The following is a 26,644-nucleotide window of genomic DNA, read 5'->3' as shown; positions in this document are numbered from 1 at the left end:
TTTCTTGCCTGTAGCGCTCAGGTAATGACGTCGGGCCTCTCTCGCCCCGTACGTTCGCGGATGCCCACCAACGCCTCTGTCGCCCGGATGATCGGTGCCAGCGCCTCTTGCGGATCATGGTCCAGCCCGTCCGGTCCCGGCGCATAGCGCTCGAGATACACGCGCAGCGTCGCGCCCTCGGTGCCCGTGCCCGACAGACGCAGCACGACGCGCGAACCGCCTTCGAACAGAATACGGAAACCCTGACCTTCCGCGACCGAGCCATCGACCGGATCGGTATAGGAAAACTCGTCTGAGCTTTCGACCGTAAGCCCTTCGACCTGCGTCCCTTTCAGCTCTCCAAGGCGGCCACGGAGATCGTCCAGCATCGCCTCTGCCTGCTCGGTCGGCAGCGCCTCGTAATCGTGGCGCGAATAGTAGTTGCGGCCATAGCGCGCGAAATGATCGGCCATGATCTCGGCCACCGACATCTTCCGCGCGGCAAGGATGTTGAGCCACATCAGCACCGCCCATAGCCCGTCCTTCTCGCGCACATGGTCGGAGCCCGTGCCGAAACTTTCCTCGCCACAGAGCGACACGCGCCCCGCATCCATCAGGTTGCCGAAGAACTTCCAGCCCGTCGGCGTCTCGTAGCAATCGAGGCCAAGCGCCTCGGCCACCCGGTCCGCCGCCGCAGAGGTCGGCATCGAGCGCGCGACGCCCTTCAGCCCGTCCTTGTAGCCCGGAACGAGATGCGCATTTGCGGCCAGCACAGCAAGACTGTCCGACGGCGAGACATAAGTGCCCGCGCCAAGGATCATGTTCCTGTCGCCATCGCCATCCGACGCCGCGCCGAAATCCGGGGCGTTTGCGCCCATCATCTCGTCCATCAACTCATGCGCCCAGGTCGGGTTCGGATCGGGATGCATACCGCCGAAATCCGGCAGCGGCGTGCCATGGGTCACGGTCCCCGCCGGCGCACCGAGACGGTTCTCGAAGATCTCGACTGCGTAAGGTCCGGTGATGGCGCACATCGAGTCCATCCGCATCCGGAAGCCCGCCTTAAAGACATCGCGCAAAGCGTTGAAATCGAATATCGTTTCCATCAGGTCGGCATAGGCGGTCACGGGGTCGACGACTTCGACGGTCATCTCTCCCAGTTTCGTCTCACCGACGCTGTCCAGATCCGGGTCTGCCGCGTCGAGCAGATGATATTCGGTGATCTCCTGCGTGCGTTTGTGGATCGCCGAAGTGATCGATTCCGGCGCTGGACCGCCATTGGAGCTATTGTATTTGACGCCAAAATCCTCGTCCGGGCCGCCCGGATTGTGGCTGGCCGAGAGGATGATGCCGCCGTTCGCCTGACGCTGCCGGATCAGGTTCGAGGCGGCGGGCGTCGAGAGCCACGCACCCTGCCCCACGATCATCCGCGCGGCCCCATTGGCAGCCGCCATTTTCAGGATCGTACTCGCAGCTTCACGCCCGAAATAGCGCCCGTCACCGCCAAGAACCAAAGTCTTGCCCCGCACGCCGCCGATCGCGTCGAAGGTCGATTGGACGAAGTTCTCGAGATAGTTCGGCTGCATGAATACGCGGGTTTTCTTGCGCAGCCCCGAGGTTCCGGGTTTCTGGCCGTCGATGGGCTGGGTCGCGTGGCGGGTCATGATTTCTCCTGCACTGTTGCGCGGGTAAAGACTTGAACGGATTGTGCGGCAAGGCAAGCCTCAGGGGCGACCAATTGTTCCGCCTCCCGTTCAGGAAACGCGGAATCGATCAAGCAGGTCCAGCGACCGGGAGGTAACTGCACCCGTTGTTTGGGCCCTGCGTTGAGGATCACATAGACCGCTTCGCTCCCCGCCTCGCCTGCCGGCCCCTCGGCGGCGCCACGGATCTCGACACCGATGCAGCGCAGCTCGGGATCGTTCCAATCATGCGGCTCGGGTTCTTGCCCCGAGGCGAGCCGCCAGATCAGATCGCGCATCCCGTCCTGCTTGCGGATCAGCGAATGCAGATAGCGGTTCTGCCGCAAGACGCGGTGATTTTTTCGTATCTCTATCAAGCGTTTGACGAATGTTGTTAAAGTCTCGTCAGGTCCACTCCAATCGATCCAACCGACCTCGTTATCCTGCGCATAGGCATTGTTGTTGCCGCCCTGAGAATTGCCGATCTCGTCGCCCGCCAGCAGCATCGGAACGCCTTGGCTCATCAGCAGCGTCGCGAGCAACGCGCGTTTGCGCAAAGCCTGCGCCTCAGGGTCCTCGAGCGCCTCCGAGAAGTTCGCATCATGGCCATCGCGGTTTTCCTCGCCATTCGCGAGGTTCTGCTTTTCGCCATAGGAGACGAGGTCTTGCAACGTAAATCCGTCATGCGCGGTGATGAAATTCACCGATGCCGTCGCGGGCCGCCCCATCTGGTCGAAGATCTCCGCCGAGCCCGCGACGCGTCGCGCCAGATCGCCCGCCATCCCACGATCACCGCGCCAGAAGCGCCGCGCGTCGTCACGGAAACGGTCGTTCCATTCGGTGAACGGATGCGGGAAGCCACCGAGGTAATAGCCGCCCGGCCCGATATCCCACGGCTCCGCGATCAGCTTCACGCTCCGCAGGACGGGATCCTGCTCGATCGCGGTGAGAAATTGCGAATGCGCCTCGACCGCCCCCGACGATCCGCGCGCGAGCGTCGCGGCCAGATCGAAGCGGAAGCCGTCGACGCCCATCTCCTCGACCCAATGGCGCAGGCAATCCATCACCAGACGCAGGCAAAGCGGGTTCGACAGGTCCAGCGTATTGCCCGTTCCGGTCTCGTCGATATAGGCGCCGTCCGGTGTCAGGCGGTAATAGCTCGCATTGTCGAGGCCGCGAAGGCTGAGCATCGGCCCGACCGCGTTGCCCTCACCCGTATGGTTGTAGACGACATCAAGGATCACCTCGATCCCGGCCCCATGGAAGCGCCGCACCATGTCGCGGAATTCGCCGCGCGGATCTGGCCCGGAATAGCGCGGCTCGGGCGCGAAATTGGCGATCGGCTGGTAGCCCCAGTAGTTGCTCAACCCCTTCTCGACCAGGAAGCGGTCGTCGAGATAGGCACAGCTCGGCAGCAGCTCGATCGCGGTGATCCCAAGATCGGCGAGATGCGACAGGATCGGATCAGAGGCGAGCCCTGCCCATGTGCCGCGCAGCGCCAAGGGCACGTCCGGATGGGTCATCGTCAGCCCCTTGGGATGGGCCTCGTAGATCACTGTTTCCGACCAGCTGTGGCGCGGGCGATCCCATTTGGGCCGCTCGATATCGGTCACGACCGACTTCGGCACAACGCTCGCACTGTTTCGTCGGTCTGGCCTGGATTTTCCATATTGCATAGGTGCTTGCCAGCTGATCTTCGAGTCGATCTGCCGCGCGTAGGGGTCGATCAGCAGCTTCGCCGGGTTGAACCGATGTCCAGCTTCGGGGGACCAGGGCCCATGCACCCGGTAGCCATAGCGTGCGCCCGGATTGAGCCCCTCGACGAGGCCATGCCAGATCGGCCCCGAACGTCCCGGCAAGTCTATGCGTTCTTCCTTCTCGCCGTTGAACAGGCATAGCTCCACCCTCTCGGCATGGGCCGAAGCAAGCGCGAAATTCACGCCACCTTCGCAGGGCGTCGCGCCCAGCGGGTCCGGTTTCCCTGGGGTGACCTTCATCGAGCGACAAGGTCGTCATACAGCGCGGCATAGCGCGCGGCTGACCGCTCCCAGCCCCAGTCGGTCTTCATGGCGCGGCGCTGCATCGCGGACCAGCCTTTTCGATCGCCGTAAAGCGCGATCAATTTCATCAGCGCCTGCCGCAGCGCCAGATCGTCAACGGGATGGAACACGATGCCGGTCGATGCGCCCGCGGCTTCGGTCGCGGGGGTTGCGCCCACCACCGTATCGGCCAGACCGCCGACGGCAGAGACCACCGGGATACAGCCATAACGCAGCCCGTAAAGCTGCGTCAGCCCGCAGGGCTCGAACCGCGAGGGCACCAGCACCGCGTCGCCGCCCGCATACATCCGGTGGCTCAGCGCCTCGTCATAGCCGATCTTCACGCCAACCCGACCGGGATGGCGCGCAGCAAGCTCGCGCATCGCATCCTCGGCCCAGCCATCGCCCGATCCAAGCACGGCAAGGCCACCGCCCGCTTCGAGATAGGGCTCGAGCGCCGGGGCGATCAGATCCATCCCCTTCTGCGCTGTCAGGCGCGAAATCAGAATCGCAAGCGGCCCCGGCGCATCCAGTTCAAACTCGGCTTCCAAGGCCTTGCGATTATTAGATTTCCCACCGAGCTTCGTAGCCGAGAAAGACGTCGCCTCCGGATCGGCCTCAGGGTTCCAGACCTCCAGATCGATGCCGTTGAGGATACCGTGCAGATCGCCCGCGCGGGCCTGAATGACACCTTCCAAACCCATGCCGAACTCGCCGCGCATCAACTCGTCGGCATAACGCGGGCTGACCGTGGTGATTGCGCTCGCCGCAACCAACCCAGCCTTGAGCGTCGAGATGTCGCCCCAGAACTCCACGCCTTCGCGGGTGAAATCCCACGCCTGCAGCCCGAGGGCTGCCAGCTTGTCGCGGCCGAACCGGCCCTGAAACGCGATGTTGTGGATTGTCATCACGGTCGGGATGCCAGTGCCGCGCAGATACCACGGCACGAGCCCGGTCTGCCAATCGTGGCAATGCACCAGATCGGGCTGCCATTTGCCCGCGCCCTCGCACGCGATCTCGGCGGCGACGAAACTGAGGGCTGCGAAGCGTTCGGCATTGTCGGGATAGTCGCGCCCGTCTTCGGAATACGGGCCCCCGTCACGGTCAAACAAATGGTCGGCCTGCAGAGCCAGAACCTCCATGCCGCCCGCCTTGCCCAGCACCAGCCGCGCCGGACCGCCATAGAGGCTCTCGCGTTCCCACACTGGTTTCGGCGATTTCAGCTTTTTCAGGATTCCGCGATAGGCCGGGATCATCACCCGCATCTCCCAGCCCTGCCCTTTGAGAGCGGCGGGCAACGCACCTGCCACATCGGCCAGACCGCCCGTCTTGATCAGTGGAACCGCTTCTGACGCAACCGAGAGCACGCGTTTCATGTCTTCGCTCTTTCCAAATATCCCGGGGTGCGGGGCAGCGCCCCGCTATCCACCCCAGTTAGTCCAATGCCGCCGCGCGTTTGTCGAGCATCGCCTGCGTAATCAGCACGACCCCGCCTTCCGACCGGCGGAACCACTTCTCGTCTTCTTCCGGATCCTCGCCCACGACAAGGCCTGCGGGGATTTGCACGCCGCGGTCGATCACGCATTGGCTGAGCCGCGCATGTCGCCCGATATCGACGTAAGGCAGCACCACCGCCTCCTCGAGGCTTGCGAAACTATGCGCACGCACGCCCGTATGAAGCAGTGAATTGCGCACCTCCGCACCCGAGACGATGCAATCGCCAGAAACCAGCGAGGAGATCGCAGAGCCCCGTCGTCCGTCCTCATCGTGGATAAATTTCGCGGGCGGCACGATCTCGGCATAGGTCCAGATCGGCCATTCGGTGTCATAGAGGTCTAGCTTCGGCGTAAAATCCGTGAGGTCGATATTGGCCTGCCAGAACGCGTCGACCGTACCGACGTCGCGCCAGTAAGGCTCGGTCTCCAGTCCCGTCGTCACGCAGCTATCCGAGAACTTATGCGCCATAGCCTTGCCGTGCTTGACGATCTGCGGGATCAGGTCATGACCGAAATCGTGGCTTGAATTCGGATCCTCCATGTCGCGGATCAACAATTCGCGCAGGAATTCCCAGTCGAAGACATAGATTCCCATCGAGGCCAGCGCGTGATCGGGATCGCCGGGCATGCCGGGCGGGTCGGCCGGCTTTTCGAGGAAATCGGTGACCTGGCCGGTCTTGTCGATCGCCATCACGCCGAAGGCCGTCGCCTCCATGCGCGGCACCGTCAGGCAGCCGATCGTGACATCGGCCTTGGTCTCGACATGCTGGCGCAGCATCACCTCGTAATCCATCTTGTAGATATGGTCGCCGGCAAGGATGATGACGTATTTCACGCCGTAATCTTCAACGATATCAATGTTCTGAGCGACCGCATCGGCGGTGCCCGCATACCAGCGGCTATCGGCTACGCGCTGGCTTGCGGGCAGGATGTCGAGATATTCGTTCCGCTCGGCGCGGAAGAAATCCCAGCCGCGCTGGATGTGGCGGATCAGCGAATGCGCCTTGTATTGCGTGGCGATGGCCATCTTGCGGATGCCGGAATTGAGCGCGTTCGACAGAGCGAAATCGATGATCCGGGTCTTGCCGCCGAAATAGACCGCGGGTTTCGCGCGCCTGTCGGTGAGCTCCTTGAGGCGACTCCCGCGGCCGCCCGCCAGCACGAAGGCCATGGCCTGTGCGCTCAGGCGCGTGTTGGGCTGTGGTTTCATAATCCTCCCCCTCCTCTGGGCACCGCTTATGCGGGCGTGAACATCACGACTGACAGCGGCGGCAAATATACCTCCGCGCTATGGGCGCAGCGGCCATGGGCGTGGTCTTCAGCGGCGATCGCGCCGAGATTGCCGCGGTTGCCACCGCCATAGAATTCGGAATCCGTGTTCAAAATCTCGCACCATTCGCCGCTCTGGGGCAGACCGATGCGGTAGCTGCGTTCGACCGGGGTCAGGTTCGCGACGACCACCACCGGATCGGAGCCGGGCGCGCGGCGTTCGAAGATGAAGACCGAGGCCTCGGAATCGTTGGCCGCGATCCACTCGAAACCCTGCGGATCGCAATCGCCCCAATGCAGCGCGGGCGTGTCGCGGTAGAGCCGGTTGAGGTCACGCACCAGCGCGCGCAGCCCCTCGTGGCGCGGATCGTTCAGAAGATACCAGTCCAGTTCGCGCTCGTGGCTCCATTCCGACCACTGGCCAAATTCCTGCCCCATGAAGAGAAGCTTCTTGCCCGGATGCGCCCATTGGAAGGCGTAGAAGGCCCGAAGGTTGGCGTATTTCTCGGGCTCGCTTCCCGGCATCTTGCCCAGCATCGAGCCTTTGCCGTGCACGACCTCGTCATGGCTGATCGGCAGAATGAAATTCTCGCTGTAAACGTACGAGCTCGCGAAGGTCAGCTCGTTATGGTGAAATTTGCGATAAAGCGGATCGCGCGCGAAATAGCGCAGGCTGTCATTCATCCAGCCCATGTTCCACTTGTAGCCGAAACCGAGCCCGCCCTCATGCACGGGCTGCGTGACCCCGGGATAGGCGGTACTTTCCTCGGCCACCGTCATGATGCCTTCCGCGCCGCCGTAAGAGGCCGCGTTCATGTTCTGCAGGAATTCGATCGCCTCGAGATTCTCGCGCCCGCCATATTTGTTGGGCACCCATTCGCCCGCCGACCGTGAGTAATCGCGGTAGAGCATCGAGGCCACCGCATCGACGCGCAGCCCGTCGAGGTGATATTCCTCCAGCCAGAACAATGCGTTGGCAAGCAGGTAGTTGGACACTTCCCGCCGCCCGTAATTGTAGATCAGCGTATTCCAGTCCTGATGGAAGCCCTCTTTCGGGTCGGCATGCTCGTAAAGCGCCGTGCCGTCGAAATGTCTCAACCCGTGATCGTCGGTCGGGAAATGGCCCGGCACCCAGTCGAGGATGACGCCGAGCCCTTTCCGGTGTGCGGCATCGACGAACTCCGCGAATTCTTCGGGGCGGCCGTGGCGGATCGTCGGGGCGTAAAGCCCGATCGGCTGATAGCCCCAGGAGCCGTCGAACGGGTGTTCGGTAATGGGAAGCAACTCGATATGGGTGAAACCCATGTCGCAAACGTAATCGACCAGCTTCTCGGCCAACTCGTGGTACGAGAGCGGCCTGCCCCCATCGTCCCAGATTCGCATCCACGAACCCAGGTGTACCTCGTAGACCGAGATCGGCGCGTGACGTTCCTGCGCCTCGGCCCGGGTCTGGCACCATGCGCTGTCACCGAAGCGGTGCAGCCCCAGCTTGCGCACGACCGAGGCCTGCGCAGGCGGATGCTCCGCGCCGAAGCCGACCGGGTCCGCCTTCAGCGGCAGCACCGTGCCCTCGGCGTCGAGCAATTCGTACTTGTAGAGCGCGCCTTCATGGATGCCGGGGACGAAGATCTCCCACACGCCGGACGCACCGATCCGGCGCAGCTGGTGACGCCGCCCGTCCCAGAAATTGAACTCACCCACGACCGAGACCCGGCGCGCATTGGGCGCCCAGACCGCGAAATGGACGCCTTCGACGCCTTGATGGGTGATCGCATGGGCGCCGAGCTTCTCCCAGAGACGCTTATGCGTCCCCTCCCCGATCAGATACTCGTCGATCGGTCCAAGCACCGGCGCGAAGCTGTAAGGGTCGTCGAAATCCCAAGTCGTCTGGTCGCGTCGCGCGCGGAGATAATAGGTCTCCTCGCTCCAATTTCCGGCGAAGACCCCGGGCACCACAGGCTCCAGCGCGACGTCCTTTTTCCCGAGCGCCCAGACCTCGTCCGCCCCGGGCACGAGTGCCACGATTTTCCCGTCATGAAGACCCAGCACGGAAAACGGGTCGGGATGATGCGCTTCGATCAGCGCTTCGGCCTCGTCGCGGGAAAGTGTCATATCGCTCCTTGGTTCACAGGGCAGATCGCGTGGTCCAAATCTCGTCCATGTAGCCCTTGATTGCCCGGTCGGAAGAGAAGAACCCCATCCGCGCGGTGTTCAAAACAGCCATCTTCGCCCAGCCTGCGCGATCGGCGAAGGCCGTGTCCACCTCTTTCTGGGCGGTCCGGTAGGCCTCGAAATCGGAGGCAACGAGGAAATAATCGCTGTGCCACATGTTATGAACAAGATCGTGATAGCGTTCTGGTTCCTCCGGAGAGAAACGTCCCTCGGCGATCATCTGCAAAACGTCCTGCAAAGGCTGGCTTTCAAGGATCGCGTTGCGCGCATGTTCGGGATCGCGGCGGCGCTCCATCACCTCGTCGGCGGTCATGCCGAAGAGGAAGAAGTTCTCCGCGCCGACCTGTTCACGGATTTCCACATTCGCGCCATCGAGCGTGCCGATGGTCAGCGCACCGTTCAATGCGAACTTCATGTTGCCGGTGCCGGAGGCTTCCTTGCCCGCAGTCGAGATCTGTTCTGACAGATCGGCGGCCGGGATCAGTCTTTCGGCCATGGAGACGTTGTAGTTCGGCGGATAGACTATCTTGAGGCGCCCATCGACGTAAGGGTCATTGTTCACCACCCGCGCCACGTCGTTGATCAGCCGTATGATCTGTTTCGCGGTGTGATAGCCCGGCGCGGCCTTACCGCCGAAGAATTTCACGCGCGGCTGGAAATCGGCCTGCGGGTTCTCGCGGATCGCATGCCAGTCCGCGATGGTCTGCAGGATGTTCAGCAGCTGGCGTTTGTATTCGTGGATGCGCTTGACCTGAATGTCGAAGATCGCGTCGGGGTCAATGGTGATCCCTTGGCTTTCGTGCACCCACTCCGCGAGATGCACCTTGTTATGGCGTTTCGCGCCCATGAAGGCCTCGCGGAAGCCCGCGTCATCGGCGTAAGGCTCGAGCGTGCGCAGCTTGTCGAGATCGGCCTCCCAGCCCTCGCCGATCGTGTCGATGATGAGGTGGGACAGCGCCGGGTTCGCCATCCGCAGCCAGCGGCGCGGCGTGATCCCGTTGGTCTGGTTGATGATCCGCCCCGGATGCAACGCGTCGAGCTCGGGAAAGAGGTTGCGCTTGATCAGCTCGGTATGCAGCGCCGATACACCGTTCACCTTGTGCGAGGTGATGAAGGCCAGCTCGCCCATCCGCACTTCCTGATGCTTCACGATCCCCACGAAATGCGCGCGTTTCGGATAGGTGCGGCGGTGCCAACTGTCGATCTTCTCGATGATCTGCATATGGCGCGGCAACACCGTGCCCATCAGATAGGTCGCCCAGCGTTCGAGCGCTTCAGGCAGCAGCGTGTGGTTGGTATAGCCCAGACATTGCATCGTGATCTCGAGCGCGGTCTCGAACTCCATGTCATGCAGATCGACGAGGATGCGGATCAGTTCCGGCCCGGCGATCGCCGGATGCGTGTCGTTCATCTGGATAGCGACATAGTCTGGCAGCTCTTCGAGCGTATAGCCCGAAGCCAGATGTCGGCGCATGATGTCCTGCAGCGCGGCGGAGGTCAGGAAATACTCCTGTTTGAGCCGCAGCTCCTTGCCCGCATAGGTCGTGTCATCCGGGTAAAGCACGCGGCTCAACGTCCGCGCCAGAGCCTCGGGCTCGGCCGCGGCGGCATAATCGCCGTGATTGAACCGCGCGAGGTCGAAGAGCTCGGTGGGCTTGGCCGACCACAGCCGCAGCGTGTTCGCCCATTTGCCCTCCCAGCCGATGATCGGCATGTCATAGGCCTCGGCCAGCACCGTCTCGCCGGGGATCCAATGCGGCTTGCCGTCCAGCGTCTCGACATGGCCCTTGAAGCCGATCTCGTAGGCCGCCTCTGGACGCTCGAATTCCCACGGATGACGCTGCTTGAGCCAATCCTCAGGCGTCTCGACCTGACGCCCGCCCTCGAAGCGCTGCTTGAAGAGGCCGTGCTCGTAGCGGATGCCGTAGCCGTAGCCCGGGCAGCCCAGCGTCGCCATGCTCTCCATGTAGCACGCCGCCAGCCGCCCCAGCCCGCCATTGCCAAGCGCGGCATCCGGTTCGTTCTCGACCACCGTCTCCCAGTCCTGCCCCAACCCTTCGATCGCCTCGCGGCAGATCGCGCGCAGCCCGAGATTGATCGCGGCATCTTCCAGCATCCGTCCGATCAGGAATTCCATCGAGAGATAGTAGACCCGCTTGCGCTTTTCCTCCCAGGTGCGGCGGGTGGCCGCGAACCACGGCGCCACGACCCGGTCACGTATCGCGAGGCTCAGTGCCATGCGCCAGTCATAGACCGAGGCGTGATCGGGATCCTTGCCCATCGAAAATGTGATGTGGTGCAAAATTTCTTCGCGAACCGTCTCGGCACTGGGCAATTGGGTGTCTTTCAAGGGGGAGGTCTCCGGATCTCTTCAGATAGCAATTGATTGATGAGCCGCCCCCTGTTCAAGGTCAAGCGACGGCGTAGAAACCATCTGAGCAGCTGTTGCCGTTTGCGCTAACAAGTCTACCCTTGCCGCGTTAACGGGCAACAGGAAACTGAAAGAGGAGCGATTCATGGCGAAGGATTGGTGGCGCGGAGCGGTTATCTACCAGATTTATCCGCGTAGCTTTCAAGACGACTCGGGCGACGGGATCGGCGATCTCAAGGGGATCACGCGCAGGCTCGATCATGTCGCCTCGCTGGGCGTCGATGCGATCTGGCTGTCGCCGATCTTCACCTCGCCAATGGCTGATATGGGTTATGACGTGTCCGATTATCGCGGTATCGATCCGCAATTCGGCACGCTGGAGGATTTCGACGCGCTGGTCGCGCGGGCGCATGAACTGGGCCTGAAGGTCGTGATCGATCAGGTGATCTCGCACAGCTCCGATCAGCACCCGTGGTTCAAGGACTCCAAGAAAGGCGGTACGAAGAAGGACTGGTATGTCTGGGCCGATCCCAAGCCCGACGGCAGCCCGCCCAACAACTGGCAGGCGGTGTTCGGCGGCTCGTCCTGGGAATACGCCCCCGAGCGCGGCCAGTATTACCTGCACAATTTCCTGATCGAACAGCCCGACCTGAACCTGCACAATCCCGAGGTGCAGGCGGAATTGCTCGACATTTTCCGTTTCTGGCTCGATCGCGGCGTCGATGGCTTCAGGCTCGATACGGTGAACTACTACTTCCACGACCCCAAGCTGCGCGACAACCCGGCGATGGAACCCGACCCGGAGCGTTGGCCGCCGGTCTCGACCTACGACATGCAGGATCACGAGTTCGACAAGAACCGCCCCGAGAACATCACCTTCCTCAAGAAGATGCGCGTGGTGATGGACGAATACGAAGACCGGACCCTGATCGGCGAAGTCGGCGAAGCGCCGCATCGCGCGCTCGGGCTCATGGAGGAATACACGCGCGGCGTCGATCGCCTCCACATGGCCTACAGCTTCGACATGCTGGGGCCGAAATTCTCGCCCGCGCATTTCCGCGGCAAGATCGAAGGCTTCTTCGAGAATGCCCCCGATGGCTGGCCGAGCTGGTCCTTCTCGAACCACGACGTGCAGCGCCATGTGACCCGCTGGGCGAAATACGGCACCGAGGACGGCATCGCACGGCTGGCCATCGCGATGCTCGCCTCGTTCCAGGGCACGATCGGCATCTATCAGGGCGAGGAACTCGGCCAGACCGAGACCGAGATGGAATATCACGAGCTTACCGACCCGCCCGGCCTACGCTTCTGGCCCGAGAACAAGGGCCGCGACGGCTGCCGCACGCCGATGGTCTGGGACGAAAGCACGAATGCAGGCTTCTCCAAGGCCAAGCCGTGGCTGCCGGTGAAACCGCCGCAAGCCGCCCGGGCGGTCTCGGTGCAGGAGGCCGACGCGCACTCGGTGCTGGCCTATTACCGTCGCGTGCTGTCCTTCCGGAAGGAAAACCCGGTGCTGCGCAAAGGCGCGTCGACCTTCCTCGACCTGCCGGACCCGATCCTCGGCTTCATCCGCGACGATGGCGAGACGAAATTCGCCTGCTACTTCAACCTCGGCCCGGATCCGGTGACGCTCGAAGCGGACGGGGAGCTTGTCGGCCCCTGCCTCGCCGCGACGCTGGAGGACGGCACCCTGTCCCTTGGCCCGAACGGCGCCGCCTGGCTGAAGATCTAACCAAACCGGAAAAACGCGGCGCGCGGGCCCCGAATTGCAGCCTGCCGCCACGTCTCGGACCCGCGACGGCGTCGGGAGCGTTTGCTCTCGACGCCGTTCGCATTCCGGTGCTCTGCCTCTGGTCAGCCGCGCCGTCTCGGTCGATAAGATGCCATCGGAAGCGATTTCTTACGGAATTTTAAGAAGGACATAAATTCCTTCTGCGATCGTTCCGCCAGAGATTGGAAAAACTTGGAAATACAAGATGGTTCACGTTGATCCGGCGCAAGCCGCCCCTGCCTCGTCGCGCGTCAAGATACTCTGGCCGATCGCGCTGGGGCTGCTGCTGTTCCTGATGGGGCTCTGGGCGCTGCATCATCTGCTCGCCAGCATCGACGTGCGCCAGGTAATCGCACAGATCAGGGCGACGCCGTGGCCCACGCTCGGCGCGGCCGTGGGGGCGACCTCGCTGGGCTACGTGGCGCTTGTCGGCTATGATTTCTGGGCGCTGCATTACCTCGGCAAAAAACTGCCCCTGCGCACCGTCGCGCTTGGCGGGTTCCTTGGCTACGCCTTCGGCAACACGGTCGGGATCAGCGTGATCTCGGGCGGCGCCGTGCGCTACCGCATTTACTCCGCCGCCGGGCTGAACGCGTTCGAGGTCGCGGCGCTGTCCTCCTATATCGCGATCGCGATGGGGCTCGGGCTGACGATGGTGGGCGTTCTGGCGCTTTCCGTGCATCCTGCTGCGCTCGCCGGCGTCATCTCGGCGCCCGAGTCCTTGATCCGCGTCGGCGCGCTGGCCGCGACGGCCTTGATCCTGGGCGGCGCCTTCTACCTGTCCTATACGGGGCGCGCCCTGCGCATCCGCGACCGCGAGATCGCGATGCCGGCCCCGCGTATCCTTGTCGGGCAACTCGGCGTGGCGCTCTTCGACTCGACGATGGCGGCGGGCGCGCTTTGGGTGCTGATGCCCGCAGGCACGCCACCTTTCGCGAGCTTCGTCGCGATTTACGCTGCGGCCAGCATGGTCGGCATTCTCAGTCACGTGCCCGGCGGGGTCGGCGTGTTCGAGACGGTGGTGATCGCCGCCCTGCCCGCCGGCGTGCCCCTCGGCGATGCCGCGGCGGGCCTGCTGGCCTTCCGGATGATCTATTTCCTGCTGCCCTTCGTGATCGCCTTCGTGGTGGTCTCGCTGAACGAGGCGCGTCTCGCAGGCGGCTGGGCCACGCGCGTCTTCGGCGAGATATCCGAGCCGATGCGCCCGGTGATCAACGGCATCGAGGGTATCGCGCCACGGATCGCAGGGGTTGCGGTGCTTGGCCTCGGTTTCTGGATGGTTATCGTCGCGCTGATGCCCGTACTGGGCCAGCAAGGCGGCGAGCCGGGGCTGATCACGGCGGTTCTGGCCGAGGGCGGCACCCAGCTTTGCGCCTTGGCGGGCGTGCTGTTGATCGTCCTCTCGCATGGTCTGGTTCGCCGGGTGCGGCTCGCCTATTGGCTGGCGCTCGCCGGGCTCGTGCTCGGTGTGATCTCGGTGATGGCGGCCGATCTCGACATCGACAACGCCATCGTCCTGTCACTTGCCGCGCTGGTGCTTCTGCCGTTTCGCCGCGCATTCCACCGGCAGGTCGCGCTCACCGAAGGGGGCTACGGCCCGCTCTGGCTGGCTGTGATCGTGGGGATGGTGGCCTCGGCGGCGGTTTTCTTCTTCCTCGCCTATGCCGCGCATCCTTATTCGAACGCGCTCTGGCTCGATTTCACCGCACGTTCGCCGACACCGCGGGCGCTTCGCGCAGGTCTTCTGATCAGCGCACTGCTGTTGGGCTTCCTGCTTTGGCTGATGCTGCGCCCGATACGCCACTTCGCCTTCTCCGTGGATCCCGAGCAGGATGCCTCGGTCGCCGCGATCCTCGCCGCGCAGGACGTGCCGCAGGGCTGGTTCGCGCTGACGGGCGACAAATGCGTGATGTTCTCCTCCGACCGCTCCGCTTTCCTGATGTATGCGCAGCGCGGCGGGATGCGGGTCGTCCTTGGTGATCCCGTCGGCCCGCCGGAGGCTGCGCGGCAACTGGCATGGGAGTTTCACGAACGCGCCGTGAGCGAGGGGCTCACCCCCGTCTTCTACGAGGTCTCGACGCGCAATCTGCCGCTCTGGATCGAGATGGGCTACGCGCTGCACAAGATCGGCGAGGAGGCCGTGATCGACCTGGAGAAGTTCTCGCTTTCGGGGTCGAAATTCAAAACGATGCGGGCCGAGCAGAACCGCGCCCTGCGCGAAGGATACACGCTCGAACTCGCCGCCCCGCCGCATGCGCCCGAGCTGCTGTCGACGCTGCAGGAAATCTCCAATGCGTGGCTCGCCGGTCAGAAAGGCCGCGAGAAAGGCTTCTCGATCGGACGCTTCGATCCGCGCTACCTCAACCACTGCGAGATCGCCCTGATCCGCTGCGAGGGAGAGATCCTAGGCTTCGCGAACCTTCTGGGCGGCAACGGAGCGCAACATTTCGCGATCGACCTGATGCGATATCGCCCGGAAGCCGCCGACGGCGTCATGCAATTCCTGTTCCTCGGCCTGATCGAGGCACTGCGCGATCGCGGCGCGACCGAGCTGAGCCTCGGCCTCGCACCGCTGGCGGGGCTGCCCGATCACGCCTCCGCGCGGCTCACGAGCCGGGTGGGAAACCTGATTTATCGTCACGGCGGAAGCTTCTACAATTTCGAGGGGCTGCGCCGGTTCAAACAGAAATTCCGCCCCGAATGGCGGCCGCATTACGTGGCGCTGCCGCCCGGCACCTCGCCCTATCTCGCGCTGACCGAGATCGCGCTCTTGATCTCCGGCGGTGCGCGCAACCTGCTGACAAAGGACTGACATGCTAGACGCCATCTACCAAGTGCTCCCGAATCTCGCCGCTCTGGGGATCTTCGGCTACTGGGTGATCGGGGCCGCGGCGGGGCTGGAGGCCTTCCTGCCAACCGGGTTGTTCCTGCCGGGAACGCTTCTCGTCGATGCCGGCGGGGTGATGGTTCAGCGGGGGATGCTCGACCTGCTCGACCTGCTGTGGTTCGTCGCGATCGGCTCGGTGCTCGGCGGCGAGGCGACCTTCTGGCTCGGTCGTCATGCACGGCGCGGCATGCTTGGGCGTTGGAATGTCGAAGGCATGGCCGCCTATCGACGCGCGGAGAAGCTATTTGCCCGCCATGGCGGCTTGGCGATCGTCATGGGGCGTTTCCTCGGTCCCGTCGCGGGCTTCGTTCCCTTCGCCGCCGCCGTCGCCGGGATGGAGACGCGACGCTTCCGGATCTGGAACCTGCTGAGCGGCTTGCCCTACGCTGTCTTCCATGTCGGCTTCGGTTATGCGCTTGGCGCGGGGTTCGCCCAGCTCAGCCCGATGATGACGCGCAACACCTTGTTCGTGCTTGGCATTGTCGTGATCGCCGCGGTGCTTTTCTGGATTCTGCGCCGACTCGACCGGGCGGTGCCCTATCTCCTTGCGATGGCGGGCGGCCTGATGGACGACATCGCGCGCCACCCCCGCATCGACAGCTGGGGCGGGCGCCATCCGAAAACGGCGGCCTGGATCGCGCGCAGGCTCGACCGGACGAAATTCTCCGGACTGCCATTGAGTCTTCTCGCACTGGCCTTCCTCTACCTCGCCTCCGTGCTAGTCGGGCTGTCGCTCGATTTCCTGCAAAGCGACCCGATCGTGCAGATCGACGCACGGCTGGCGGCGCTGATGCGGCTGTTCTGGACGCCGGGTCTCATACAGATCTTCACCTGGATCACCGCGCTCGGCGATACGCAGCTCGTGGCCGCGCTGCTCGTGCTGGCCCTCGTCTGGCTCGCGTGGCTGCGCCGCTTCGATCTCGCCACGGGGCTCGTGGTCTCGCTCGGACTCGATTTGGTTTCGGTGATAATCCTGAAGGCCGGCTTCGGGCGGCCGCGTTCGATCCTCGGCTATTTCCACGAAACCTCGGGCAGTTTTCCCTCCGGCCACGCGACGCTCTCTGTCGCCTTTTACGGGATGCTGGTCTTCCTCCTTTGGCGGCTATCCCGGATCGGAGCACTCAGCGCGAGCTTCCTGGCGTTCCTGTTCGCCGGGCTGATCGGGCTGAGCCGTCTCTACCTTGTCGAGCATTACCTGAGCGACGTGATGGGTGGCTGGCTCCTCGGCGCGCTATGCCTTCTCGTGGGCATCGCCGTGGCCGAGTGGCTTTATCCGCGTTGGGCCGGGGCGCCGCGCACGCGGCCGCGCTGGCAGATCGGCGTGATCGGGGTGGTGACGCTCGCGCTTATGGGCTTCACGATGGTTCGGGTGCGCGACTACTCCAAGGCGCTGAACCCCCCGCCCGTCGCGCAGCCGCTGATCGTGATCGCCCAAGGGGCCGAGCCGCAGGCGTTGAGCGACGCGCCGCTGATGGCGCAGACGCTCGATGCGGAGCAACAGTTCCCGCTTTCGCTCGGGATGTGGGCTGCGAACACCGATCAGATTACTGCGGCGCTGACATCCATCGGCTGGCAGCGCGCCGATCCGGTGACGCTGAAGACGCTGGCGGGCGCGGCCTTCGGAGCGGTGCGCGACACGATACGCCCCGGGGCAGCCCTCGCACCGCTTTTCTGGAACAACAAGCCGAGCGAGCTTGGCTTCACCCGCGTGCCGGAGGGCCACGCGACCGACGAACTGCCGCGGCTGCGAATGTGGCAGACGCGCTATATCGATGCGTCCGGCGCGCGGCTCTGGATGGGGGCGATCACTCGCGATGACGGGCTGGTGCCAAGCGACGGGTCGGCGGCGGGGCCGCTGGCCTCTGACGTTGTGAAGGCGCTGAGCCAGAGCGGCGGGGCCAAGACGGTCGGCCATATCTCCGGCACTGACGCGTCGGCGATCCCGGTTCTGGCGCTGCGATAAGCGCGCATGTCAGCCTGCGTGCAGATCCTCAAGATAAATGCGAACCGCTTCCTGCACATGACGGAATCGGTCGCCGCCCAGATGCTTGCCGCCGAACCAGCGGGTGACGACGATGATGTGGTCATAGAGCTCTTCGCGCTCGAGCATCCGCAGGATCACCATGCCGGCGCCTGCCTCACCGTCGTCGTTCTTAACCGGAGCGTCTGCCGTCAGAAGCGCCCAGGTGTTATGCGTCGCCTTGGCATATTTCTTTTTCCGGCAGAGTTCCTTGACGAAGGCCTTGGCCTCCTCCTCGGAGGTGCAAGGCCCGCCCGAAACCGCGTATTTCGAGCCGCGGTCGCTGATGATGTTCTCGAGGATGCGCATGGCGCAGGTTTATGGGCCAAGCGCCGAAGCGGCAAGGGCGGGCAGCGGACCCGATGGCCCGCCGCCCTGCCCGCTCAGCCCAGTTTGCGCAGACGGGCGATCAGCGAGGACGTGTCCCAGCGGTTGCCGCCCATCGCCTGTACGTCCTTGTAGAACTGGTCGACCAGCGCGGTGACGGGCAGCGAGGCCCCGATCTCGTCGCCGGTCTTCAGGCAGATTCCCAGATCCTTGCGCATCCAGTCCACCGCGAAGCCGAAGTCGAATTCGTCCTTCGCCATGGTCTCGTAGCGGTTCGCCATCTGCCACGAGCCGGCCGCGCCCTGAGAGATCACTTCGACCACGGCGGCGATGTCGAGATCGGCCTTCTCGGCGAAGTGGAGGCTTTCCGCGAGGCCCTGCACCAGACCCGCGATCGCGATCTGGTTGCACATCTTGGTCACCTGCCCGGCGCCGCTTTCGCCCAGACGGCGGCAAATCTTGGCATAGGCGTCGATCACCGGCTCGGCCTTGTCATAGGCCGCCGCATCGCCACCGCACATCACCGACAGCTGACCGTTCTCGGCCCCCGCCTGCCCGCCCGAGATCGGCGCATCGATGAAGGCCACGCCGTGGCCAGCCGCCTCGCCCGCCAATTCGCGGGTCACGGCAGCCGAAACCGTGGTGTGGTCGACGAAGACCGCGCCGGTTTTCATCCCCTTGAACGCGCCGTCCTTACCAAGGCAGACCTCGCGCAGATCGTCGTCGTTGCCGACACAGGACATCACGAAATCGGCGCCCTTGGCCGCTTCGCGGGGCGTGGGCGCGGCGGAACCGCCATGTTCGGACACCCATTTCTCGGCCTTGGAGACCGTGCGGTTATAGACCGTGACCTCGTGGCCCGCCGATGCGAGATGCCCCGCCATCGGATAACCCATCACCCCAAGCCCCAGAAATGCAACTTTCGCCATCGACCTCTCCCTTGCGTGAATACGAAACCGCGCCCCGTGAAGCGCGAGCGCGTTGATTGTAGCGTCGGGCTCAACTAGTAACGCGCCATCCCGGCGCGTCAACTCATGCGCCGGTCGGAGGGATTCCGGGTGAGGCGCGCAGAGGGCTCGATGTACAAGGCATTTCGATGGGGCGTTCGGCTGATCATGGCCGCTATCGTGGGCGTGGTGCTCATCGGGGGGCTGATCTATTTCTTCGCCTCGCGCTCGCTGCCCGATTACGACGCGACCTACAAGGTCACTGGCCTCACCGCCCCGGTCGAGATCGTGCGCTCCACCGAGGACGTGCCGCATATCTTCGGCAAGAATGACCCGGACGTGTTCTTCGCCCTCGGTCTGGCGCATGCGCAGGACCGGCTCTGGCAGATGACGCTGATGCGCCGCACGGTGCAGGGGCGGCTGTCGGAGGTGTTCGGGCAGGAGACGCTGAAGACCGACGAGCTGATGCGGCGACTGGGCCTCTATCAGGCGGCGGTCGACTCGGTGGCATCGCAGGACGATTACACCAAGGCCGCGCTTCAGGCTTATGCGCGCGGCGTCAACCAGTGGATCCAGATCGTCAACGAGGGCGCGATGGGGCGCGGTGCGCCGGAATTCTTCCTTTTTGACAGCAAGATCTCCTACTGGACGCCCGCGGATTCGCTCGCGATCATGAAGCTGATGGCGGTGCAGCTGTCGAACCAGCTGCAGGACGAGGTGCTGCGCGCCCGCGTCTCGCTCGCCGGAAAGGATCTCGTGCGCGACATCATGCCCGACGATCCGCAACAGGCGACCGCCGCGCTGCCCGATTACGCCAGCCTGTTCCCGACAATGCAAAAAGGCATCCAGACGGCAGAGAACGGCGCGCCCGGCGCGTTCTCGCCCTTCCCCGAGCGCGGCTCTGCCGGGGCGTCCAACGCATGGGCCGCGGGGCCTGACCGCTCGGCCGCGGGCGGCGCGCTTCTGGCCAACGATCCGCATCTTGGGCTCACCGCGCCCTCGATCTGGTATCTCGCGCGGCTGCAACTGCAATCGGGCGGCGTGATCGGCGGCACGATCCCGGGAATGCCGCTCGTGCTGTCGGGCCGCAACAAGGATCTGGGCTGGGGGCTGACCACGGCCTATGTCGACGATCAGGACCTGCATATCGAGGAAATTGACCCCGACGATCCGACGAAATACCGCACGCCCGATGGCTGGAAGCATTTCAAGACCAAGCGGGTGATCGTCGAGGTGAAGGACGCGAAACCCGTGACACTCACCCTGCGCTGGACCGATAACGGCCCGGTTCTGCCCGGCAGCCATTTCGATCTGGCGACGGTGACGCCGCCCCATTCGGTGATGTCGCTCAGCTGGACGGCCTTCGATCCGAAAGACACCACGATGACCGGCGCGATGGACCTGATGCGGGCGAAATCGATCCCGCAGGCGCTCGACGCCGCAAAAGAGATCGTAGCACCTGCACAGAATATCACGCTGGCCGACAAGGATGGTGTGGCGCTGGTCACCGCCGGGAAAATCCCGCTGCGCGACCGGGCGAATGACACGCAGGGCCGGATGCCCAACGCGGGCTGGAAACCCGAAAACCGCTGGAAAGGCGCCCTGCCCTTCAAGGACAATCCGCAATTCGTGGAGCCCAAAAGTGGCATCGTCGTGAACACCAACAACAAGACGGTGGACCGACCCTTCCCCTATAACGTCTCGTTCCACTGGGGCGACACGCAGCGCATCCAGCGCCTGTCGAAACTGATGGGCGAGCGCGAGGTGCATTCGCGCGACAGCTTCATCTCGGCGCAGCTCGATACCGTCTCGCCCGCCGCGCGCGGCCTGCTGCCGCTGGTCGGTGCGAACCTGTGGTATACCGGCGATCCCGCGCCTGACGGCACGCCCGAGCGGATGCGTCAGCGCGCGCTGGAGATGCTGGCGAGTTGGGATGGCGAGATGTCCGAGCATCTGCCCGAGCCGCTGATCTACGCCGCCTGGATGCGCGAATTGCAAAACCGGCTGATCCGCGACGAGCTGGGCCCGCTGGCGAAGAAATTCGACCACCTGGAGCCGCTGTTCATCGAGCGCGTCTTCCGCGACACCCAAGGCGCGAGCCATTGGTGCGACATCATCCAATCCGCGCCCAAGGAGACCTGCAGCGATATCGCGCGGCAATCGCTCGACGCGGCGCTCTTGGACCTGTCGAAGAAATACGGGCCGAATATCGAAAGCTGGCGCTGGGGCGACGCGCATATCGCCGAGCAGGACAATCCGGTGCTGGGCAAGGTGCCGGGGCTGAAATGGTTCGTGAATATCCGGCAATCGACGTCGGGCGGCGATTTTACCCTGATGCGCGGGCGGACCAAGGGCGGCGACGGGCCCGATCGCTTCGCCAATGTCCATGCGGCGGGCTATCGCGAAGTACTCGATTTCGCCGATCCGGACAGCTCGGTCTTCATCATCTCGACCGGGCAATCGGGCCATCCGCTGAGCCGCCATTACGACGACCTGTCAGAGCTGTGGCGTTCGGGGGAATATATCCCGATGTCGCTCGATCCGGCACTGGCGCGGGCAGCGGCGACGGGGATCACCCATCTGGTGCCGAAGGGCGCGGCGCAAGCGGCCAACTGATCCATAATGAAACGGGGACGGACCTTGGCCCGCCCCGGATCAAATCTCAGTCCTAGCGCCCTCAGTCCTCGCGCATCGTGCGCTGCACCTGATCCGCGACCGGCTTGAGCAGGTAGGAGATCGCGGTGCGCTCCCCCGTCTGGAAGAACACCTCCACCGGCATCCCCGGACGCAGGCCCCGCCCGTCAGGCAGCACCGGCGCCTCGGTCAGTGCGACGGTGCAGAGATAGTAGTTACCGCCGCTCTCGTCCTTCGTGGCCGAGGCCGCGACGACGCGCACCTCGCCCGCCACTTCCGGCGTCGTCCGCTGGTTGAACGCGGTGAAGCGCAGCCGCACCGGCTGCCCCGGCATGACCTGGTCGATATCGGTGGTGCGCAGCCGCGCCTCCACGATCAGCTCGCCATCGGGGACGATCGCCATCACCCGCTCCCCGGGCGCGATCACGCCGTTCACCGTATGCACGCCCAACTCGTTCACCACCCCTGCGATCGGCGCGCGGATCTCGGTGCGCGAGAGCCGGTCGCGCGCGGCCACGGCGCGCTCATGCAGTTCGGCCATCTGCGCGTCGATGTCGCGCAGCTCCTTCTGCGCGGCGGTGCGCGCCTGATGATCCAGTTCCAAGATGCGCAGGTTCGACTCGCTGATCTGGCCCCGCACCCGCGCGATATTTGCCTCTATCTCGCCGGAGACCCCGTCGAGCCGCGCCATGTCGCGCTCGATCTCGGTGATCGCGCCTTTCTCGGTCAGCCCCTTCTTCAGGAGCGTCTCGAGCCGGGCATGATCTTCGCCGCGCAGACGCCGTTCGATCTCGTTCGAGTGGCGCTGCGCTTCGAGCGCGCGGATCTCCTCGTCGAACTGGTCGACCTGAGACAAAAGCTGGTCGCGGCGCAAGTCCTGCATCGCCCGGTCATGGGCCAGAAGCTGGCGCTCGCCATCCGCGATCGCGGCGGTTTCCTCGGCGGTATCGAACCCCTCCGGGAACACGATCTCGACGGCGCTGTCGCGCACTGCAAGGAGCCGCGCGCGGCGGCCGGTAAGCTCGCGGATCTGGGTCTCGACGATCCCCAGTTCCGAGCGCAGCTGCGTGTCGTCGAGGCTCAGCACGACATCCCCCGCCTGCACGAGATCGCCGTTCTCCACGCGGATCTCGCGGATCACGCCGCCGTCCGGGTGCTGCACGACCTTCAGCTGCGATTTCACCGCAACCTGCCCCTGCGCAATCACCGCGCCGGAGAGTTTCGCCTGCGCCGCCCATCCGCCGAAGACGAGGATCAGCGCGCCCAGAAAGGCCGTCGCGAACAGGATCCGCGCACGGATCGAGAACAGGGTCGGATCATGGTCAGTCTTGGTCATTTTCGGTTCCCCCCACCAAAAACTCGCGAGCGCCCGTCAGACGGTCGCGTCGCAGTCAAACAGAAAATTGGTTTCTTCCAGCGTGTGATGGCCGTCGAGTTCGATCTCGAAGTCGTAATCCTCGACGCTGCCATCCTCGTGCTGCGCGCTGAGCTTGGCTTTCACGATGGTGAATTCGTGCCCCTCGTCGCCGTCTTCGATCTCGTAAGCCACGAAAACGCCTCCACGCGCCTCGGCGACCTCGCCATTGGCACCGGCGTAGAACAGCCGCATTTCACCATAGCCTTCGCCCATCGGGTCGATATGCGAGAAGTCTATCCGGTCGCCGGGCTCGAAATCGGTGATGCGGTCATGGCCCGCGCCCGCGTTGCGGATCGCAGAGACCGAGGTGAAGACGAACACGTCCTCGCCTTCGCCGCCGCTGAACAGGTTGCAGGCATCACTTGCGATCAGCTGGTCATCTCCGGCGCCGGAAGCGACGTTCTCGATACTGACGAGCGTCGCTTCGCCGGTCTCGCTCGTCATTGTCCCTGAAGACAGATCGACGGTGACCGACTCCGCGATGCGGTGCAGATCGAGCGTGTCCGAGCCCGCGCCGCCATCGTAGCTGTCGCCCGTAGCCTCCGCGATTTGCGAAACCACGATGCGGTCCTCGCCCGCGCCACCGTCGAGCAGATCGGAGCCCTCGCCGCCGACCAACGTGTCGTTGCCGGCCCCGCCATCTAGGCTGTCCGCGCCGGAGCCACCGTCGAGATAGTCATTGCCGTCCTCGCCATGCAGCAGGTCCGCCCCGGCCTCGCCGAAGACAATGTCGTCACCCGCGCCCGCGAAGACCGTGTCGTTGCCGGCGCCGCCATAGATCACGTCCGCGCCCGCGCCGCCGATCAGCACGTCGCAGCCCTCTCCGCCGTCGAGCATGTCGTCGCCCTCGCGGCCATAGAGGATGTCGTCGCCCCCCTCGCCCCGCATCGCGTCGCGGTCGGGCGTACCGAGCAGCAGATCGTCTTCGGCGGTGCCGATCACGTCGTGATACTCGGGTGGCAGGATCAGCGCGGTCGCGGTCTGTCTGATCGACAACTCGCCGTCGCTGAGATCGTAGGTGATCACCAGCTCGCCCTCGAAGCCCTGATCGGGCTTGATCAGCCATTCGCCCGCGCCATGGGCGATCACTTCGCCGCCTTGCGCTTGCATCGACAGGATCGAGAGCGGGTCGCCATCGGGATCGCTCGCCCCGGTCAGCAGGACCGCCGCCACGATGAAGAAGCTCTCATCCCGCCGTCCGGGCGACAGCCGAACCGGGCCCTTCGTCTCCGGCGCACGGTTGCGGGGGGCTTCGGTCGCCGCGTCCGGAGGACGGGCTTCATCGGGAGCGCCACGGCTTTCACGCGCCTTGCGTGCAGCGGCACGGGTCGAGGTGAAGACCGGCACTTTCGGAAGATCGAGTTCCTTGACCTCGATCGCGTCCGGGAAGAACAGCGTATCGCCCTGCGCCTCCACCGTCGCCTTGTGCTTAGCGTGCCATCGCTGCGGCGAGAGCGTGAACGGCGCGGGATTGGCGCCCGGGAACAGGATCACGTTGTCGGGCAACGGATCGGGCGGCGTGTTTTCCTCCGTAAGCACCTCACTCGGCCCCATTTCGGGGATGTGATGCGCGTTCGGCGTCTGCGGGCCGGCGGGGGCGTCGGGATCTGCCGGGGGGTGGGCCGGTCCATCCTGAACGCCTTCCGCCTGCGCCGCATCCGTGCCGAAGAGCTTGCGCGCGAGCGCAGCCCAGGCAATGGCGACCAGCCCCACCGCTGCGCGGCCGGGCCAGACCGAGCGCCGTTCCGGCGCACGGTATTTCTGCATCGGCGCGATGGCCGCTTCGTCGTCCGGGATACCGAGCTTGAGCTTGTCCTGTTCCATGGCTCAGCCCACCGCCTGTTCGATACTGTCTCCCAGCTCCGCCGCCGGTGCCGCGGGTTTTCCCTTGGGCAGCGGTTTGAGCCCGACGGAGCGGTTCACGATCTCGTCTTTGGGGCCGAAGGCCACCAGCTTGCCGCCCTGGACGAAGCCCACGAGATTCACGGATTCGAGCGCCTTCGGGCGATGCGCGATCACCACCACGATGCCGCCACGCGCGCGGACCGAGGCGATGGCCGCGCTGAGTGCCGCTTCGCCATCGGCGTCGAGGTTCGAGTTCGGCTCGTCCAGTACCACAAGGAACGGCGCGCCGTAGAGCGCACGCGCCAGACCGACCCGCTGACGCTGCCCCGCCGAGAGCGAGGTGCCGAAGGGGCCCAGCTGCGTCTGGTAGCCATCGGGCAGATGGATGATCGTCTGATGCGCACCCGCGGCCTTCGCCGCGGCCACCACATCGGCATCCGTCGCGTCCGGCGCAAAGCGCGCGATATTCTCGGCGACCGTGCCTTCCATCAGCGAAACCTCCTGCGGCAGGTAGCCGATATGATCGCCCAGCAGATCCACGCGCCACTGGTCGAGCGCGGCCCCGTCGAAACGGACATGCCCGCGCAGCAGCGGCCAGATCCCGACGATGCCCTTGGCGAGCGTTGTCTTGCCCGAGCCAGACGGCCCGATCAGGCCGAGCGCATCGCCGGCTTTGAGATCGAAACTGACATCGCCCAGCAGCACCGCGCCGGAGCCCGGCGCGACGACCGTCATCCCCTCGACCGTGAAGCTCTCGGTCGGCGCGGGCAGAGCGATCAGGCTGTCGTCATCCTCGAGCGTCGCCAGCGTGTCGCGCAGACGCGCATGGCTGCGGCGGGCGGCAGTGAAGCCCTTCCAGTTGCCGATCGCCATTTCCACCGGCGCGAGTGCGCGCGAGGCTGCGACCGAACAGGCGATGATCGCACCGGGCGACAGCTCGCCCACGATGGTCAGATACGCGCCGAGGCCCAGCAGCGCCGATTGCAGCATCATCCGCGTGACCTTCGACAGCCCGCTCAGTGTGCCGGTGATGTCGCTGGTGCGCGCATGCAGGCGCAGGTGCTCCGCATTGGCGGTGCCGAACCGCTCCACCGCGCGGCGGCCGAAGCCCATCGCGTGCAGCACGTCGGCATTGCGCGTGTTGGTATCGGCGATCATCGCGCGGGCGATGGAGGCCTTCTGCAGCTCCCGGCCCGAACGGCGCGACAGCATCTCGGTGATGACGGTCAGCGTGATCAGCACGCAGGCACCGCCGATTGTCAGCAGACCCAATAGCGGATGCAGCATGTAGACGAAGCCCAGAAACAGCGGCATCCACGGCAGGTCGAGAAGCGCGATGGCCCCTGCCCCCGAGACGAAGCTGCGGATCGTGTCGACGTCGCGGCCGCGCTCCAGCGCCTCGGACGTGGAATAGCCGAAGCGGGGCATTTCGATTGCCACCCGATGCGCGAGCGGCGCGAGGCGGTTGTCGATCCGCGCACCGACCCGCACGAGGATCTGGTTGCGCAGCACATCGAACAGCCCCTGAAACAGATAGAGCGCGATGGCCAGAACAGAGAGTGCAAGCAGCGTCGGAACCGAGCCGCTGGTCAGCGCCCGGTCATAGATCTGCAGCATGTAGAACGAGCCCGTCAGCGCGAGCAGGCTGATCACGAAGGACAGTCCGAGGAGAAAGACGATCAGACCGCGATAACGGCCCAGACGCTCGGAAACGAGTTCTTCGCTGGCTTGAAAACGACGACGTGCGTTGCTCATGTGATCCTCCCACCAAGATCTTGAGACTTATGT

15 protein-coding genes are annotated in these 26,644 nt (G+C 64.5%); 4 read left to right on the top strand and 11 right to left on the bottom strand.

Annotated features, from left to right (window positions below; all coding sequences use genetic code 11):
• Positions 1-17 precede the first annotated feature (17 nt).
• The 6 genes from BMG03_RS10795 to BMG03_RS10770 are packed head-to-tail and all read right to left on the bottom strand — an operon-like array spanning position 18 to position 10,987.
• Positions 18-1,643, bottom strand: coding sequence for an alpha-D-glucose phosphate-specific phosphoglucomutase (locus BMG03_RS10795; protein WP_075774805.1), 1,626 nt, complete (start codon positions 1,641-1,643; stop codon positions 18-20).
• Positions 1,640-3,658, bottom strand: coding sequence for a glycogen debranching protein GlgX (gene glgX, locus BMG03_RS10790; RefSeq protein ID WP_075774804.1), 2,019 nt, complete (start codon positions 3,656-3,658; stop codon positions 1,640-1,642). Before glgX ends, BMG03_RS10795 begins: the two co-directional genes overlap by 4 nt.
• Positions 3,655-5,076: a glycogen synthase GlgA gene (glgA, locus tag BMG03_RS10785; protein ID WP_075774803.1), complete on the bottom strand. Its 1,422-nt coding sequence runs from the start codon at positions 5,074-5,076 to the stop codon at positions 3,655-3,657. The genes glgX and glgA overlap by 4 nt, the downstream gene beginning before the upstream one ends.
• A 58-nt stretch (positions 5,077-5,134) precedes the next feature.
• Positions 5,135-6,406 (bottom strand): glucose-1-phosphate adenylyltransferase, encoded by a 1,272-nt coding sequence (gene glgC / locus BMG03_RS10780; protein ID WP_075774802.1) that lies wholly within the window; start codon positions 6,404-6,406, stop codon positions 5,135-5,137.
• A 26-nt stretch (positions 6,407-6,432) separates the two neighbouring features.
• Positions 6,433-8,577: a 1,4-alpha-glucan branching protein GlgB gene (gene glgB, locus BMG03_RS10775; protein ID WP_075774801.1), complete on the bottom strand. Its 2,145-nt coding sequence runs from the start codon at positions 8,575-8,577 to the stop codon at positions 6,433-6,435.
• A 13-nt stretch (positions 8,578-8,590) separates the two neighbouring features.
• A complete protein-coding gene (locus tag BMG03_RS10770; RefSeq protein WP_075774800.1) occupies positions 8,591-10,987 on the bottom strand; it encodes a glycogen/starch/alpha-glucan phosphorylase in 2,397 nt (798 codons plus the stop codon).
• Positions 10,988-11,153: 166 nt separating this feature from the next.
• Between BMG03_RS10770 and BMG03_RS10765 the strand changes: the two genes are divergently transcribed.
• From BMG03_RS10765 to BMG03_RS10755, 3 genes are all read left to right on the top strand, one after another.
• Positions 11,154-12,740 carry an alpha-amylase family glycosyl hydrolase gene (locus tag BMG03_RS10765; protein ID WP_075774799.1) on the top strand — a complete coding sequence of 529 codons (1,587 nt, stop codon included), beginning with the start codon at positions 11,154-11,156 and terminating at the stop codon, positions 12,738-12,740.
• Positions 12,741-12,984: 244 nt separating this feature from the next.
• Positions 12,985-15,591: a bifunctional lysylphosphatidylglycerol flippase/synthetase MprF gene (gene mprF, locus BMG03_RS10760; protein ID WP_075774798.1), complete on the top strand. Its 2,607-nt coding sequence runs from the start codon at positions 12,985-12,987 to the stop codon at positions 15,589-15,591.
• Between the two features lies 1 nt (position 15,592).
• Positions 15,593-17,629, top strand: a complete 2,037-nt coding sequence (locus BMG03_RS10755; protein ID WP_075774797.1) for a bifunctional DedA family/phosphatase PAP2 family protein — start codon at positions 15,593-15,595, stop codon at positions 17,627-17,629.
• A 9-nt stretch (positions 17,630-17,638) separates the two neighbouring features.
• On the opposite strand, the gene BMG03_RS10750 is transcribed toward BMG03_RS10755, so the two are convergent.
• Together BMG03_RS10750 and BMG03_RS10745 are read right to left on the bottom strand one after the other, a co-directional pair.
• Positions 17,639-17,995 (bottom strand): YigZ family protein, encoded by a 357-nt coding sequence (locus BMG03_RS10750; RefSeq protein ID WP_075774796.1) that lies wholly within the window; start codon positions 17,993-17,995, stop codon positions 17,639-17,641.
• Between the two features lie 74 nt (positions 17,996-18,069).
• Entirely contained in the window at positions 18,070-19,044 is a 975-nt protein-coding gene (locus tag BMG03_RS10745) for an NAD(P)-dependent oxidoreductase (RefSeq protein ID WP_341865708.1), read from the bottom strand.
• 48 nt (positions 19,045-19,092) lie between these two features.
• On the opposite strand from BMG03_RS10745, the gene BMG03_RS10740 reads away from it, so the two are divergent.
• Entirely contained in the window at positions 19,093-21,576 is a 2,484-nt protein-coding gene (locus BMG03_RS10740; RefSeq protein ID WP_075774794.1) for a penicillin acylase family protein, read from the top strand.
• Between the two features lie 61 nt (positions 21,577-21,637).
• On the opposite strand, the gene BMG03_RS10735 is transcribed toward BMG03_RS10740, so the two are convergent.
• The 3 genes from BMG03_RS10735 to BMG03_RS10725 are packed head-to-tail and all read right to left on the bottom strand — an operon-like array spanning position 21,638 to position 26,611.
• The gene (locus BMG03_RS10735) at positions 21,638-22,930 is read right to left on the bottom strand and encodes an HlyD family type I secretion periplasmic adaptor subunit (protein ID WP_075774793.1); all 1,293 of its coding nucleotides are present in this window, start codon (positions 22,928-22,930) and stop codon (positions 21,638-21,640) included.
• A gap of 36 nt (positions 22,931-22,966) precedes the next feature.
• Positions 22,967-24,835 (bottom strand): cadherin-like domain-containing protein, encoded by a 1,869-nt coding sequence (locus tag BMG03_RS10730; RefSeq protein ID WP_075774792.1) that lies wholly within the window; start codon positions 24,833-24,835, stop codon positions 22,967-22,969.
• 3 nt (positions 24,836-24,838) lie between these two features.
• Positions 24,839-26,611, bottom strand: a complete 1,773-nt coding sequence (locus BMG03_RS10725; protein WP_075774791.1) for a type I secretion system permease/ATPase — start codon at positions 26,609-26,611, stop codon at positions 24,839-24,841.
• Between the last annotated feature and the right edge of the window lie 33 nt (positions 26,612-26,644).

The organism is Thioclava nitratireducens, from assembly GCF_001940525.2.
In the GTDB taxonomy this organism is placed as follows: domain Bacteria; phylum Pseudomonadota; class Alphaproteobacteria; order Rhodobacterales; family Rhodobacteraceae; genus Thioclava; species Thioclava nitratireducens.
The sequence above is the reverse complement of the archived record's forward strand: the minus strand, read 5'-3'. Positions and strand labels throughout refer to the sequence as shown.